General features: G+C 38.7%; 12 protein-coding genes. 4 read left to right on the top strand and 8 right to left on the bottom strand.

The window, feature by feature from the left end:
* Window positions 1-16: 16 nt before the first annotated feature.
* Entirely contained in the window at window positions 17-208 is a 192-nt protein-coding gene (locus EOK74_RS02670; protein ID WP_133468362.1) for a hypothetical protein, read from the bottom strand.
* 230 nt (window positions 209-438) lie between these two features.
* Between EOK74_RS02670 and EOK74_RS02665 the strand changes: the two genes are divergently transcribed.
* Window positions 439-846, top strand: coding sequence for an energy transducer TonB (locus tag EOK74_RS02665; protein ID WP_133468361.1), 408 nt, complete (start codon window positions 439-441; stop codon window positions 844-846).
* Window positions 847-923: 77 nt separating this feature from the next.
* On the opposite strand, the gene EOK74_RS02660 is transcribed toward EOK74_RS02665, so the two are convergent.
* From EOK74_RS02660 to EOK74_RS02645, 4 genes are all read right to left on the bottom strand, one after another.
* Window positions 924-3,686, bottom strand: a complete 2,763-nt coding sequence (locus EOK74_RS02660) for a TonB-dependent receptor domain-containing protein (protein ID WP_133468360.1) — start codon at window positions 3,684-3,686, stop codon at window positions 924-926.
* 102 nt (window positions 3,687-3,788) lie between these two features.
* Window positions 3,789-5,555 carry a serine/threonine protein kinase gene (locus EOK74_RS02655; RefSeq protein ID WP_133468359.1) on the bottom strand — a complete coding sequence of 589 codons (1,767 nt, stop codon included), beginning with the start codon at window positions 5,553-5,555 and terminating at the stop codon, window positions 3,789-3,791.
* A 273-nt stretch (window positions 5,556-5,828) separates the two neighbouring features.
* The gene (locus tag EOK74_RS02650) at window positions 5,829-7,097 is read right to left on the bottom strand and encodes an inorganic phosphate transporter (RefSeq protein ID WP_133468358.1); all 1,269 of its coding nucleotides are present in this window, start codon (window positions 7,095-7,097) and stop codon (window positions 5,829-5,831) included.
* An 11-nt stretch (window positions 7,098-7,108) separates the two neighbouring features.
* Entirely contained in the window at window positions 7,109-7,786 is a 678-nt protein-coding gene (locus EOK74_RS02645; RefSeq protein ID WP_133468357.1) for a TIGR00153 family protein, read from the bottom strand.
* Between the two features lie 244 nt (window positions 7,787-8,030).
* On the opposite strand from EOK74_RS02645, the gene EOK74_RS02640 reads away from it, so the two are divergent.
* The 3 genes from EOK74_RS02640 (at window position 8,031) to ppx (ending at window position 12,221) form a co-directional block, all read left to right on the top strand.
* Complete coding sequence (locus EOK74_RS02640) at window positions 8,031-8,534, top strand: glycine cleavage system transcriptional repressor (protein ID WP_133468489.1); 504 nt, start codon at window positions 8,031-8,033, stop codon at window positions 8,532-8,534.
* A gap of 83 nt (window positions 8,535-8,617) precedes the next feature.
* Window positions 8,618-10,699 carry a polyphosphate kinase 1 gene (gene ppk1 / locus EOK74_RS02635; RefSeq protein WP_133468356.1) on the top strand — a complete coding sequence of 694 codons (2,082 nt, stop codon included), beginning with the start codon at window positions 8,618-8,620 and terminating at the stop codon, window positions 10,697-10,699.
* On the top strand, window positions 10,692-12,221 hold the full coding sequence (gene ppx / locus EOK74_RS02630; RefSeq protein WP_133468355.1) for an exopolyphosphatase: 1,530 nt from the start codon (window positions 10,692-10,694) through the stop codon (window positions 12,219-12,221). Before ppk1 ends, ppx begins: the two co-directional genes overlap by 8 nt.
* 100 nt (window positions 12,222-12,321) lie before the next feature.
* On the opposite strand, the gene EOK74_RS02625 is transcribed toward ppx, so the two are convergent.
* The 3 genes from EOK74_RS02625 to EOK74_RS02615 all read right to left on the bottom strand — a co-directional run bounded on the left by EOK74_RS02625 (window position 12,322) and on the right by EOK74_RS02615 (window position 15,223).
* A complete protein-coding gene (locus EOK74_RS02625; RefSeq protein WP_133468354.1) occupies window positions 12,322-13,185 on the bottom strand; it encodes a HalD/BesD family halogenase in 864 nt (287 codons plus the stop codon).
* Between the two features lie 57 nt (window positions 13,186-13,242).
* On the bottom strand, window positions 13,243-13,866 hold the full coding sequence (locus EOK74_RS02620; protein WP_133468353.1) for a TetR family transcriptional regulator: 624 nt from the start codon (window positions 13,864-13,866) through the stop codon (window positions 13,243-13,245).
* Window positions 13,867-14,074: 208 nt separating this feature from the next.
* The gene (locus EOK74_RS02615) at window positions 14,075-15,223 is read right to left on the bottom strand and encodes an MFS transporter (RefSeq protein ID WP_133468352.1); all 1,149 of its coding nucleotides are present in this window, start codon (window positions 15,221-15,223) and stop codon (window positions 14,075-14,077) included.
* Window positions 15,224-15,250 lie beyond the last annotated feature (27 nt).

Genomic DNA, 15,250 nt, shown 5'->3' with positions numbered 1-15,250 from the left:
TATCTAATTATATATATTAACTGTTCTGCTTACGTAAGAAATCACGAATAAACATACGGATCTCTCTCGCCGCACTTGTATCTAATTCATCACATAACTCAACAAAAGCATCACGCTCTTCTTTTTTTATACGAATAATCAACTGACTATTCTTTTTGTTTTCTTGGTCTTTCTTACTTGATTCTTTTTTATCTACTGATTTAGTCATGAACAAACTGCTTATAGGTAGGGGAGTTTTACTTGAAACTCGCTATGTAATGTATCTTAATTGTATATACATGAACAAATCTTATACCGGATTAATATTACAGTTTTATGACAAATGAGAAATATAGTTGACTACTTTTAATTTATGTATATACTTTGAATATACCTAGGGAATACATTGTTATTACGTTTTAGTTTTCCTTGGTAATTTATAACAATTCCGGAGGAAGTATGAAAAAATTATTAACACTAGTATCCATATTATCAGTTTCTTGGAGTGTCAATGCTATCACCTTAGATGCTGCTGATTTAGCTGCTTCGGATACTCAAATTGTTGCCGTCGAACAAGTAGTACCAAACTACCCAAATGCCCAGTTGCTTAACAAGCGCTCAGGCAATGTAACCCTTACCTATGATTTAAATAAGCAAGGTGAGCCAGTTAATATTGCCCTGGTAGAAAACAGTGGTCCTAAGCAGTTTGTACATACATCAATGAAAGCCTTAAAAAAATCTCGCTTTCAACCTATAGAGTTAAACTCTCAGGCGGTAGCCGTTCAAGGTCTGATGTTACAGTATGATTATGATTTTGAATCTGATGTTGATACTACAATTACCGATCTAATTGCGCTTAGCAGATAAGCCACAATTAAAAATGGAACCAAAAAAAACCTGCATTAAGCAGGTTTTTTATTGAACAGAATATAAGCGTTTGAGCATTAGAATTTATAACTAACGCTCACACTATAGCCTTGGCCAACTTCCTGTTCAAAACGCGTAACATCTACGCCATCATTATTTTCTTGAGTGATCTCATTCTTAGCATCAAGCAAGTTCTTTGCTTTAAACTTAACGGATAAGTCTTCTTGAATGTAATAAGTGTAGTTGAAGTCTAACGAGTCAAACGGTTGTTCATAAGAGTCTGCGAAGCCACTTGCGCCAGAAACGTATAGACGTTCTGAGAAAGTATTAAACGCTAGACCAGCCGAGTGCTTACCATCGTCTGAATCAAATCCTACTATGATGTTGGCCACAAAATCAGACGCTTGAGTCAAAGGACGTACTGCATTTGTTACGTCACTTTCTACACCAGTGGCATCAATTTCGTTATTGAACAAGCTAGTAATATTACCTTGGACAAAGAACAAGGATCCAATATCACCAAGAAACTCAAGGTTTACCATCCATTCAACTTCTAAACCACTAATTTCTGCGGTGCCAGCGTTCAGCACTTCAGCTCGCAGTTCATTACCTGTGGCCGTTTGTGAAAAGAGCTCTATTGGATTTTCGATATCTTTATGGAATAAACTAACTGTAAAGTTGTTTCCAGATTCAAAGAACCATTCTGCACGTAAATCAATATTAGTAATATCTGATGGTGTAACACTAGAATTACCAGAAATAATGAAATCAGTTACAGGATCTCGGAACGAAGTATCTACGATTTCACGCATATCTGGGCGAATAACGTTCTCACTCCACATCAAGTTTAGCTTGAATGTTTCAGCCCAAAAATCATAAATCTTATACACTGCTGAAGCAGAAGGATAAATACCATCGTCTTGGAAAATACCTTCAGGCAGCTCACCTTCAGTGAAACTGTTTGAATCAAGGTTAGGTAAAATAGGACTAGATACAGCCAATGGATTGAATATAGCACTCACTTGGCGATAGTCTTCAAAACGACTTCCTAACACAACTGTAAGTTCGTCGTTCCAATCTATATTTATTTGACCAAAAACCGCTTCAACCTTAGTTGCAGCTAAACTAGGACTAAATTCAGATGACTCAAGTGCCAACTCAAAACCATTATCAGCATTAGAGATAGCTTCATCAGAGAAACGCGTCGATATAGAGTCTGTCACTAAAGAGTTTACAATTGAGCTACCGTCTATAGTTAATGTTAACTGATCAGAAATACGGCCACGCTTATCTATACGTGTCCCACCCGACAGCTCAAAGGCCCAATCACCAGCATAAAGTGGTAGTTTCATTTCAAAACCAGAACTTTCTAACTGATCGTCTAGATCTAGGTTATCGAATTGCAAACCGTTACTAACAATCCCCCCTAAAGAGATATTAACATTGCTAAACTCGTTAGTAGTAGTATCACGACTAAAGGTAGCTACAGAGGTGAATGCGTTAGGAATTTCAGTTGTTGCATTTGAATCAGAGTAGAACCAAGTAAGCTCTAAATCATCCAAAAAGGTACTGTCTAAGCCAATAAGGTCACGAGTATCTTCACCTAATATATGCCTACCAGAAAACTGATTAATTTCTAACTCTCTTTGCTCAAAAATACCTTCATAGTTACGGAAGCCACCACCACTGCTAAATCCAGAGGTGTCGTTATACTCGTTAGACACAAACGTTTCATCATCGGTATTACGAATAAAGAAATTCTTAGATTCAATAGAGTGGTCATATCCCCACTTTAGAGCGACCGCAGCAGTAACGGTTACACTGGTATTTTGGGTACTTTTAGTCGTTTCGGTAAACTCTTCTTCAGGCTCTTCTAGTCTGCGGCTGATACGATCTTGTGTACGAATAGATTCATCGTAGTTAAGGGTAACTAGTCCGCCTAACGTAAACTCACCACCTATATCATAGGTATCACCGATACCAACCTCAAAGCCCATATCTTGAACTGAACTGTCTTTTTCAGATATGTCTAGATCACGGTTAAACCCCAGCGCTAACTCTCTATTTAACGCTTCAGCTTGTTCAAAGGTTATAGCAGATCCATTACGATTGGCCGTATCTTGAATTGCCGATGGACTTATATCTAAGTCACCATCGTTAATGAACGTGCTGCCTAAGGTAGAACTTACAATTGAAGGAAATGCACGGGTGCCATCTTCTTTACCAAAATCGTTACTACCAGGGTAATCTAAATAGCTATCAGACAAGCTATTAATACCGCCGCTAGCGCCAACATAAGCCATAAAACTATCAGGAATAGCAGTGGTTCTTATATCTATGGCACCACCACCGAATACAGCACTTTTATCTGCCGTATATCCTTTTTGAACAGCAATGTCTGCCACTATAGCAGTTGGGAATATATCCAGCGGGATAACATTACGGGTCAAGTCAGGCGAAGGCACAGCCGCCCCATTAAGGGTGACGTTTTGGTATCTTTCACCTAAGCCGCGGATATAAATAAATTTACCATCGACTAATGTTAGACCAGGTACACGGCGCAAAGCATCAGCGATATTAGAATCACCAGCTCGCGATATTTGTTCTATGCCAAGAATATCTACTACTTTATCTGACTCTATACGTTCAGTAACAATAGACTCAGCGGCAGTTTGTAATCTGCCTCGTACTAGGACTCTTTCTATTTCTTGCCCTATCTGCTGATTTATTTCAGCACCGAGCTGATCCTGAGCTGAAACTGTAGTAGATATTATTGTTGAAAGTAGGCAAAGCGGAAATGCCGCTAATCCTGCCTTCGAAAAAGTTTTATTGATTTTCATCGGTGTTCACTCTTAATTAATCGTTACAATGCCCTTTACGAGAAAGGGCGCCGTGAAGCGCCCCATCACATAGGCTACGCCAATAAATCAGCGCCTTCGGTATTAACGATCGCCAGGAGTTTGACCGTCTTCGAACCAAAGATCTTGACCGCGAGCACCATCAATTAAGCCATAAGTCCAACTAAGGTCATCAGCAGTAAATGTAGAACCTGCCGCAAAGCTAACAGCTGTGCCGTCGACTAGCATGTCAGCTTGGGTAACAGTGTAAAAACCACTTAAGATATTTGTTGTTACGCCTTCATCAGCACGTACAGTTACTTCAGAAGTAAGGTTTCCAGTGTCATCTAAGAATGCGTCAACAGTTCCTGAGAACGGACCAGCTGCTCCGTCTGCACGACGTGATACCGCTGTAGTATATTGCTCGCTTGATGTATCAACAGTGCCCAGATCTAAATCATCAGCAACCATGTCAGGACAAGCAAAGATGTTTTCGGAGAAAGTTAATAACCCAGCAGCAACTTGAATAGCATCGATGTCATCTTCAGCTTGGAAACAGTAGTTGTTGTTTTCAGCTTCATCATCACCGGCATAAGCAGTAGTAATAATTGAGTTAGTCACAGTAAGTAAGTGACCTTCTTCAAAGTTAATACCGGCACCTGGATCACCATTACCCGCTGTATCTTCATTTTTAGCTGAGCTAATACAGGTTAAATTAGTGATAGTGGCACGGCTTAAGTAATCTTCGTCAAATACAGTGTCTTCGTCACGAGTTGACGCACCGTCAGATTCAACACAGTGTGCACCAGTACGCGTTCCGATTGCTGCATCTATACCGCCACCTTGAATCACTAATGCGTTGGTGATAGTGCCGTAGTAACCATCATCGATATCGATTGAATCGTCTTGCACATAAACAGCAACATAATTTTCAACGTTTACACCGCCACCGAAGAACTCAATGCCATCATCTATGTTTGAATAAATTTCTAGGTTAGAAACAGTTGTTTCACTACCAACAGCACCAAAGGTAATACCGTTTAATTCGTTACCAGGAGAAAGTGCAGATCCAGCATGTTTAACAACTACGTAGCTAAGCTCACCAGAGTTATCTTCAGGTAGCTCACCACCATAAGTAGTTTCGTCATTACCGATTAAGCCTTCAACGGCAATTGAACAATCTGCGTCAGTAACCAATTCTAAAGCACTGCCTTCATCAAGAGCTGAATTTGGCTCAAACGCCCAACCTGATTCATATTCACAACCGTTGGTAAAACCAAAACCATTAATTACCATGCCGCCCCAAGCGCCGGTTTCTTCAGGAGTGATATTGCCATCTATGTCAGTTTCAGAAGTGAAAGTAATAGGGGCATCAGAGGTACCTTCAGCTCGAATTTGTGAGCCTCGGTTAATTACCACAGCAGTACCAGATTGGAACGCTAGAGTTGCGCCAGCTTCAATAAACAAGCTCGCACCGTCACCGCCGCTATTGATACCTGCAGTAGCTGCTTCGCTCAAGCTACTATAGTTTTGACCTATGTATAAGCTTTCGTTAAAGATATGAGCACCACCATTTTCTAAAGCAGAAAAAGTGATGTTAGTAAGAATTGGGTTAGAAGAACTAACAAACTGAGAAGTATAACGGCAGTTATCACCTTCTTCAGTACCCTGTTGGGCAACACCAGATTCATCAGTGTAAGTAGCACAAACGTTGGTATCACCACTACCAGTGTCACCAGTCACGCTGTTGTCGCTGTTATCTGTATAAGTACTATTATCGCTAGCATCTAAAACGATATCACCGCCACCACAACCAGCTAGGGCCATTGCTAAAACAAGCGTACTAACTTTAAAAGTATTATTTAGTTTCATTGTGTTCTCCAAACGAGAGTAAATTTATTAGAATTAAAAAACGGGAGCAGAGTAACTAAGCAGCATGACAGTTTTGTTACAGTAAATAATTGTCACAAAACTTTAATATTGGGCACCAAAAAAGCTTAACTTATGTACTCTATTGATAAGAAAAGTTATGAGTCAATTTTTAAAGTACAAAAAAAAACCACTTGAAAACAAGTGGTTATAATTTTAAATTCTGTATAGTCAAACCTAGGATAAGGTATTTTATTTAACCTTATCTATACAAGATTAAGGGGCAAATATACCCTTTATCATAAAGAAGAAAACAATAGAAAGCGCCGCACCAGCAGGTAGTGTAACTATCCAAGATATAACGATATTACGTACCACCCCTAGGTTTATTGCAGCAATCCCCCGAGCCATACCCACACCTAAAACCGCTCCAACTAATGTTTGCGTAGTTGATATAGGTAAGCCTGTACCTGAAGCAATAACCACAGTGGTTGCTGCTGCAAGTTCTGCAGCAAAGCCTCTACTAGGTGTTAAGTGAGTAATACCATTACCGATTGTTTTAATAACTTTGTGGCCAAATAAAGCCAAACCAAGCACAATCCCAATACCACCAAGAGGTAAAATCCACCAAACTAATGACGCACTAGAACCAATCTCACCGCCACTATTTACTATGCTGACGACCGCAGCTAAAGGTCCAATAGCATTAGCAACATCATTTGAACCATGGGCAAAAGCCATACAACAAGCACTCACTACCATCAGCACTGCAAAGATTTTTTCTACATTGGCGTAATGGGTGGTTTTATCGGCATTTTTATCGAACTTAAGATTGTTTATTACGAATTTTCCAGCAATACCAATTAGTACTGCAATTGCCAAAGCTATGAAATAGCCAGTTGAACTGGCAATTTCCAAACCTACATGTGACAACCCCTTTTTAATGGTAACCAGTGACATAATAAAACCAGCGGCCGCCATATAAAAAGGAACATAACGCTTAGCGTTGTCTATGGGGTGATCAGTATCAAATATTAATTTTTGAGCACTTTGGAATATTAAATAAGCAATAAAACCGGAAATAGCAGGGGTAATCACCCAACTCCCCACTATGCCTGTTACTTTGCCCCACTCTACTGCCTCAGAACTTACGCCAACAGCAGCAAAGCCAACTATAGCACCAATAATTGAGTGTGTAGTTGAAACAGGCCAGCCCAAATAAGAAGCAAAAGCTAACCACACCCCTGCAGCAAACAACGCCGAAATCATGCCATACACAAGTAATTCGGGAGTGTCGACAAAATAAGCGGCATCAATAATGCCTTTACGTATAGTAGAGGTAACCTCTCCCCCTGCTAAATAAGCTCCAGCAAACTCAAATACCATGGCAATGAAAATTGCTTGTTTTATGGTAATCGCTTTAGAGCCAACCGATGTTCCCATAGCATTGGCCACATCGTTCGCACCAATACCCCAAGCCATTAAAAACCCAACCACAGCGGCAGTTACGATTAAAATAAAACCGTAAGTTTGTAAAATATCCATCAATAAATCTCTTAGTTGGCCAACATTAATTCAAGTCTTGAACCGACTCTCTCGGAAATGTCAGCCAACTCGCCAACCCATTCAATAATGCTATATAAAAACATCACGTCCACCGGATTTAAGTCTTTTTCCAGTGCCAGTAAATTTCTACGTAAACTAATCTGCAAAGCGTCAGTATCATCTTCGATCAAGTCCAATCGTTCGATCATATCCTCAACCAAACGTAACTCACGGCCTTTAAAACCAGTCTCTAACAAGTCATCTAGTTCATTAATGACTTTCTTAGCTTGATTAGTGGCATCTAGACAACGTTCTAGATACTCCATAAATGGTACTTGTAATTCTTCAGGCACCGCTAACTGGCGCCCAAGAATACGACCAGATATATCTTTAGCTTTATTAGCAATTTTGTCTTGCTGCGTTAATAAATCTAAAACATCCTGACGTTGGATAGGCATAAAGATGCCAGTGGGTAAGCTAACCCTCAGTTCACGTTTAATAACATCAGCATCTTTTTCTAATTTAGAAATGATTTGTTGAGTGTCGGCAGCAACTTTCCAGTCTTGAGCATAAACAGCTTTAAAAAAAGGCAATAAACCTTGGCTGCATTTGTAAACAAGATTGATATGATCTTCCAATGGTTTTAGTGGTGATTTTGCAAACACCCCTAAAAATGAATTAATTGGCATAAAAGCTCTCTTTTACTTAAAAAAATCAGAACCCAAATGGGTCATTTTGAATATATGGCTATCCTAACCTATTTTACTAAGACAGTATTACCCACGAATAGTAACTATTTAGTTCGCGTAAATAAAAAGTTAAATGATTGTCTAAAAATTCAGCGATTAATAATTAAATATTATTAAACCCACGCATAATGGTTTAGGCTAAAGCGCAATGACAGCGACTCTATTACGTGGATGTGACAGTTTTATGAAACCAATGATATTTACTTTAGTTGGGCAAGATAAACCCGGGTTAATAAGTGATTTAGCAAAAACTGTTTTTGATATGGGCGGTAACTGGCTAGGAAGTAACTTTTCTCATATGGCGGGACATTTTGCAGGTTTTGTTGAAGTCAATTTACCACAAGACAAACATTTAGATTTAATTGAATGTTTTTCGCAGCACCCAGACTTGAAGATTCATTTGCTAGCTGGAGATCTTGAGTCAAGCTCGCAGCAAAAGTCAGCTAAAATTGAAATTATGGGTAATGATAAAGCAGGGATTGTTCAAGAGCTAACCCAAGTTCTGAGTCAGTTTAATTTGAATATTGTTAAGTTTGATTCCAATTTAGAAAGCGCGCCTAATTGGGGAGGCTCGCTATTTAAAGCAAAAGCAACCATTACAATTGCAGAAGATTTTGATTTAGATAGTTTACGAGAAACCTTAGAAGCTGTTGCCAATGATTTAATGGTAGATATTGAGATTGAATAAAATTTAACGAGAATTGTCATCTGATTGTCATAATCTCATTAGACGATCACTACAATAAAAATAAACATTCAATAAGAGTTCCAATGCCTGATAGTAAAAATAATTATTACCCTCGCGAATTAAGTTGGTTATCTTTCAATCAACGAGTCCTTCAAGAAGCTGCAGACAAAACAAACCCCATTATTGAGCGCATAAGATTTTTAGGTATTTACTCTAACAATATGGATGAGTTTTACCGGGTGAGAGTAGCTGATGTAAAGCGTAAAATTTTTATTCACATGAATGAAGGTGAAACCGAACAAGCTGAACAAACCAAAGAGTTGATGGAAGAGATCCAAGAAAAAGTATTAGGAATGACAGAAGATTTTGATCGTGTTCATCTAGACATAGTTAAAGGATTGGCCAGATACAACATATTTTTATTAGGTGAAGAAGACCTAAATGACTACCATACCGAATGGCTCACTAACTACTTTAAAAATAAAATTCTTCGACATATTGCCCCTGTTTTATTAAACAAAAAAGTAAAATTGGTTTCCCGCTTAAATGACTCAGCCACCTATTTATATGTCAGCATCCATAAAAATGATAAAGCCATAGCGTATTCGGTTATCGAAGTTCCTAGTCAAAACATGTCTCGGTTTGTTGTCATTCCTCCAGAGAAAAGCCGTAAAAAGAAATACATCATATTATTAGACGATATCATTCGTTTAAACCTAGAAAGCATATTTAAAGGGTTTATTGAGTTCGACCACTTAGAAGCCTATTCTTTTAAAATGACTCGAGATTCTGAGTACTCTATTAATGACGAAATTGACGAAAGTTATGTTGATAAAATGTCTGACAGCATGAAACAAAGGCTAATAGCCGAGCCTGTGCGAGTAGTGCATGATGCAAGAATGCCCACAGAAATGCTTAAAGATTTAAAAAAGCGCCTTAAAATCTCCTCTTATGACAGTTTAATTCCTAGTGGTGCTTACCGTAACTTTAAAGACTTTATTGGTTTTCCAAATATCGGCCGCGACTATCTCGAAAATAAAAAACTTCCAGCACTAACTTCGAAAGACTTTTCAGAATACGATACTGTTTTTGATGCCATCACAGCCAAAGACATTCTGCTTTATTATCCATACCATCGCTTTTTACATGTTACTGAGTTTTTAAGGCAGGCAGCTTTTGACCCAAGTGTTAAACACATACGCTTAAATATTTACCGGGTGGCGAGTAAATCACGGGTAATTAGTTCTTTAATTGATGCTGTTGATAACGGCAAAAAAGTTACTGTAGTGGTTGAGCTACGCGCGCGTTTCGACGAAGAGAACAACATTGAATGGGCTAAGACCCTCACAGATGCCGGCGTTAAAGTTGCGTTTGGCATGCCTTCTTTAAAAATTCATAGTAAGTTATGTGTGGTGACCCGAGAAGAAAAGGGTGAACTAGTTAACTACGCTCACTTTGGTACAGGTAACTTCAACGAAAAAACCGCTAAAATATATACAGATTTCAGCTTGTTTACCCGTAACCAAGAATTGGCTAATGAGGCCAGAGCAGTATTCACCTTTATTGAACAGCCCTACAGAAGACAGAAATTCCAACATTTACAAGTGTCTCCCCTTAACGCGAGAACGAAAATTCAATTGTTAGTACGTCAAGAGATCCAAAATGCTAACGAAGGATTAAAATCAGGGATCATCTTAAAAATTAATAATTTAGATGATAAATTACTGATTGATGACTTATATAAGGCCAGCCAAGCTGGCGTAAGAATTAAAGCTATTATTCGCGGTATGTGTTCATTAGTACCGGGTGTAAAAGGCGTAAGTGAAAACATCAGTATTATAAGTGTGGTAGACCGTTTTTTAGAGCATCCTAGAGTGCTAGTGTTTGAGAATGCTGGTGATCCTAAAGTGTTTATTTCATCAGCTGACTGGATGACTCGCAACATGGACTTTAGAATTGAAGTGGGTTGCCCAATTTATGATACTGATTTAAAAGCGAAAGTGATCGATATACTTAACATGCAGTTAAGAGACACTCTAAAAGCACGGGTGATTAATGAAAAGCAAACTAACCCTTACGTTGCCCGAGGTAACCGCAAAAAGTTACGCTCTCAAATAGAAACATACAAATACCTAAAAGCCATAGAAAAGGGTGACAATGCCTAATGTAAACTCAGCTTTCGACAGTGTCGAAGTTCGCGATAGTAGTAAAGTAGCCGCCTTAGATATTGGCTCTAACAGCTTTCATCTTGTGGTAGCTCGAATCGTTGCGGGTTCAGTACAGATATTACACCGTGTCAAACAAAAAGTCCGTTTGGCGGACGGTCTAGGTAAAGACGGAGTTTTATCTGAGGAAGCAATACAGCGTGGCTTACAAACACTAGAAGTGATTGCTGAAAGCTTACAAGGGTTTGAACCAGAAAACGTACGCGTTGTGGCAACCTATACATTACGCAAAGCCAAAAATGCTAAAGACTTTTTGAAGGCCGCCAAGTCTGTATTTCCGTTTCCAATTGAAGTAATCGCAGGGGTTGAAGAAGCTCGGCTAATCTATCAAGGTGTCGCCCATACCAACCATCAGCAAGGCCAACGTTTGATTGTAGACATAGGCGGAGGCTCCACAGAATTCATCATAGGTGAAGCCTTTGAGCCTAAAATTCTCCGTAGTTTGCAAATGGGCTGTGTGAGTTACACTAATCGCTTTTTTAAAAATGGTGAGTTAAAACCAAAAAACTTCCTGAAAGCTATAACAAGCGCCCAGCAAGAATTAGAAATGATCGATAAACAATATCGACAATTAGGCTGGAAAACCTGTATTGGTACCTCTGGCACAATTAAAGTGATTATTGAATTAGCGTCTCATTTAGATAGCACAACTCCCGAGAATTGCGTATCCAAAAGTGATTTATACGCCTTAATGGACCTGTGTTGCGATGCAGGCAACAGTGAAAACTTAAAATTAGAAGGGCTATCAATAGACAGGCAACCCGTATTAGCGGCTGGGTTATCTATTTTAATTGCAGTTTTCAATAACCTAAAAATTGAAACTATGGAGTTTTCTACTGCTGCATTACGTGAGGGAGTGTTGTATGAAATGGAAGATCACTTACAACAACTAGATATTCGTGAGCGCAGCGCCCAAAGCCTAGCCACCCGCTACGATGTTGATGTAGAGCAAGCCAAACGTGTACTAAACACCACTATGACGCTATACCAAGAGTGTAAAAAGACGTGGAAAATAGACAACAAAGAGTTAAAAAGCTTACTTGAATGGGCAGCACTTTTACATGAAGTGGGTTTACAAATAAACACCAGAGGTATTCAACGACACTCAGCCTATATTTTACAAAATATTGAGTTGCCAGGGTTTGGCCAAGAACAGCAAAACCTCTTAGCTACCTTAGTACGGTTTCATCGTAAAAAAATTAGAGTAGATGAAATTCCCGAGTTTACTATTTTGGGCCAAGAGCAGGTGCATAAACTTATGACCTTATTACGCCTAGGGGTACTCTTGAATATTAAGCGCCAAGATAACATTTTACCTGAATTTAGTATCACCACTAAAGGTGAAACCGTAACGCTAAAACTTCCTGAAAATTGGTTGCAAAACAAACCTGTGTTTAGCGCAGATCTTGAGCGAGAGTGTAATTATCTTAAAGAGTTAGATTTTACTTTGGAATACAATTAATCCACATAACAACGAGTAATCTACCAATAGTTAAATAGCAGCCTAGTAACTTCATAAACTCGGCTGCTGTTTAACCTTTTTGATTTACTTTTAGATGTGCTCAATCTAGCAATCCATCAGCGCGTATAAGACTTTCTTCATTAACTAAATGCGCGGCAGTGACTTTTCCATATAAGTCTTTAACTCTGTACATACTGCCAATCACACCAGGTTGTTCAGTAAATGACATAATAAGCAACAAGCGGTCTTCATCTCCGAGATTCTCTGTTACTTGATGCAGCGAAAAACGTCCCAAGAAAAACTGCAAGTCACCAGCATTTAACTCTAGTCTTTTAACTCTTGAACGATCACCATCTAGTACCTTTTTAACCTCGTCGTAGCACTCATCTTGTGGCGTTCTTAGGCTAGGAACATATTCAAAATTCCCTCCTTTAACGGCGGGCTTAAGTAACATGGTAATAGTGAACTCATTCGTGTCAAAGTGCCAATTAAACCGCTGGCCTTTTTTGCCCACGTTTACAATCATGTTTGAAATTGGGTCTTCATAAATAAACAATTCAGGCTTATCAAGACAATCCGCTAAAAACTGCTTCAATGGCTCCCAATAATAGAGTCGCCTAGAAGCTGACTCTTCATCAAAAGTGTCGGCGCGAACAAAACCATTAGTTCGCGGCATAAAAATATTTCTAGGATGCTCTTTAGATTGACTCTCGTCTGGGCTTCCTAAGTAGACATTACAGTCTTTTTTAGGCGAATAATAAGCATCTGGTTTACGCTCATTTGCTTCATCAAGTAAGGCATTTAATCCTTCTTCACTGAAAAAGTTTCTCACCACCGCACAACCATCCACAGCCAATTGTGCCCGAACCTGCTCTATTACTTCTTGTCTTTTAGGGTTATCAACTTCATCGATTGGATAGTTAGATTGATCGATAATCTCTCTACAAGATAATGACTGCGCCATATTTATTACCTTAAGTTAATTTGAAACTAGATTAATAGAGTAATGCTAAAAACATATTCATTTTAAGCACCCATTTATATACACATCACATTGCATTATGGCTTCTTCAGCTCGTATGTCATTTTCTTCAGAAGCCATGCTATTCCATAAACCGTTTATAAAAATAAATAGCCCACGAGCAGCTTCTTCAGGCTGAAGACGTAAAGGCTGCTCTGCAGCTAATAGCTTAAAAAGTGGAGCAACGGTATTGATAAACTTTTGTGTAGAAAGCCTAATTGGTTCTTGATACGCCTTATTAAATCGACTGGCATTGCTATAGGCTTGCCACGCAGCAGCCATCTCCCAGGTGTATACTGGTGCCTGAAAACTACTATTAGCAATATCGTGTATTCTTGTTATTGCACTTAGGTTGTCATCTTTAGCAATAGCGTCTTTAAAACTTTGTGCCTCGTTAAATAAATTACTTAACGCTGCCACCAACAGGTCTTCTTTATTATCAAAATAGTGTGTAATCAAGCCTCGAGAAGCATCGGCTTCTGCGCAAATTCGCGCCACTGTGGCTCCTTCGATATCAAATTTAGCAACCGTTACCAAAGCTGCCCTCAAAAGTGCTTTTTCTCTAAACACTCGAATTTCTGCTTGAGTTCTTCTGGGCTTTTGTTGTTTAGCTACAAGAGTCATATATTCCTCAACAATAAAAAAGTTGGACAGCCAACAAATATTATTTTATGAATATATTTAAATGGAAATAGAAAGTCAATAACAATGAATGATTAAAAACCAAACGTTATTTTGATAGCAACACTAAGAGCTGAAGCTAATGACGGACAACAAATAAGAATAAAGGCCTGGTGTGAATACAAAGCAACGGCCTAATAATGTTAAACGGTTAACTTGATTTAAGTGGGGTACGAATTGAGGTCACAAATAACCCAAGCGCAAGTAAACAGCAGAACCCTATAAAAAAACCAAATACATTGGCAGGCTCAGTAGATAAACCTTCTAAGAAGGATGTTAAAAACTGCCCAGAAAAAACAGCCATAGTGAAATAGGATAGATTCTTACCACGAACTTTGTAACTGCTACGTTTCACAGTCATATGGTTTAACAGAGGTATGCTAAAACCGAATCCAATACCGCTAAAAATCGCTCCAACAATTAATAATATTAAGCCGGTTTGTATAAAACATATAAAGGCAATGCCATAGACTATAAAGGCTGTAGCTAATAATTTTGGCTCACCAAATACTTTACTTAGCCTTGGCATAAAGCTCGCTGCAATCACAGCCACTAGAGAAATAGACGAAAGCAAAATACCAACTTGTTGTTCATCGTAACCTTGAGTGTGCATGGCAAATGGCAATAAAACAAAAATAGTAAAAAATGTCCCCATAGATAAAACTGAAAACAAATAGATACTTTTTAAAGACAAACCATCAGGTACTATCTGCTCGTCATTTTCAGTCTCACTTTTGTCCAATGAAGCATCAGAATTCCTAGGGACATAGAGCAGCAGCATAATTAAAAACAACCAAGCAGTTAGATATAAAAGAAATGGTAAAGCCCAGTATTGGGCTGCTAGTATTCCACCAAAAAATAGGAATATCACTCCGCCTAACTCAATAGCCATGCCTTGTTTAGCTATCATAATTAGTCTTTCTTGCCCCTGATACCACTGTGAAATAAGCACGGTACTGCTAGCCATTACCAGTGCAGTTAAACCACCTAGCAATAACCTGTTTGTAAATACCCAAAAAGCTCCCTCTAAGAAAATCGCGCCTGCACCAAATAGACCATACAAAAACATACCAATAATCACTGATGGATAAGCGCCGTATTTATCAATTAATTTTCCAGCTATAGGGGCAAAAATAACCGCCCCTAAAGCAGGCAGTGTTATCAGTAAAATAGCGTTATCAGCTACGTCTAATTGTGCTGAAATACTTATCATGCCGGGGGCGACGATAGAGCCCACCATAATAGTTAGAGAGGCAATGCAAAGTAAGGTGACACTGCCTAAAGTAGAAAGTTTGCTCATTTATCATCCAATTAATTATTGTTATAT

Source organism: Paraglaciecola marina (genome assembly GCF_004360155.1).
Classification (GTDB): domain Bacteria; phylum Pseudomonadota; class Gammaproteobacteria; order Enterobacterales; family Alteromonadaceae; genus Paraglaciecola; species Paraglaciecola marina.
Note: the sequence above shows the minus strand (reverse complement) of the source record. Positions and strands in the feature narration are given on the sequence as shown.

What these genes read in the sequence shown, in the direction of transcription:
- EOK74_RS02650 (WP_133468358.1), bottom strand. Translation starts at nt 7,097, where the DNA reads ATGGATATTTTACAAACTTACGGTTTTATTTTAATCGTAACTGCCGCT.
- EOK74_RS02615 (WP_133468352.1), bottom strand. Translation starts at nt 15,223, where the DNA reads ATGAGCAAACTTTCTACTTTAGGCAGTGTCACCTTACTTTGCATTGCC.
- EOK74_RS02620 (WP_133468353.1), bottom strand. Translation starts at nt 13,866, where the DNA reads ATGACTCTTGTAGCTAAACAACAAAAGCCCAGAAGAACTCAAGCAGAA.
- EOK74_RS02655 (WP_133468359.1), bottom strand. Translation starts at nt 5,555, where the DNA reads ATGAAACTAAATAATACTTTTAAAGTTAGTACGCTTGTTTTAGCAATG.
- EOK74_RS02645 (WP_133468357.1), bottom strand. Translation starts at nt 7,786, where the DNA reads ATGCCAATTAATTCATTTTTAGGGGTGTTTGCAAAATCACCACTAAAA.
- ppk1 (WP_133468356.1), top strand. Translation starts at nt 8,618, where the DNA reads ATGCCTGATAGTAAAAATAATTATTACCCTCGCGAATTAAGTTGGTTA.
- EOK74_RS02660 (WP_133468360.1), bottom strand. Translation starts at nt 3,686, where the DNA reads ATGAAAATCAATAAAACTTTTTCGAAGGCAGGATTAGCGGCATTTCCG.
- ppx (WP_133468355.1), top strand. Translation starts at nt 10,692, where the DNA reads ATGCCTAATGTAAACTCAGCTTTCGACAGTGTCGAAGTTCGCGATAGT.
- EOK74_RS02670 (WP_133468362.1), bottom strand. Translation starts at nt 208, where the DNA reads ATGACTAAATCAGTAGATAAAAAAGAATCAAGTAAGAAAGACCAAGAA.
- EOK74_RS02625 (WP_133468354.1), bottom strand. Translation starts at nt 13,185, where the DNA reads ATGGCGCAGTCATTATCTTGTAGAGAGATTATCGATCAATCTAACTAT.
- EOK74_RS02665 (WP_133468361.1), top strand. Translation starts at nt 439, where the DNA reads ATGAAAAAATTATTAACACTAGTATCCATATTATCAGTTTCTTGGAGT.
- EOK74_RS02640 (WP_133468489.1), top strand. Translation starts at nt 8,031, where the DNA reads ATGAAACCAATGATATTTACTTTAGTTGGGCAAGATAAACCCGGGTTA.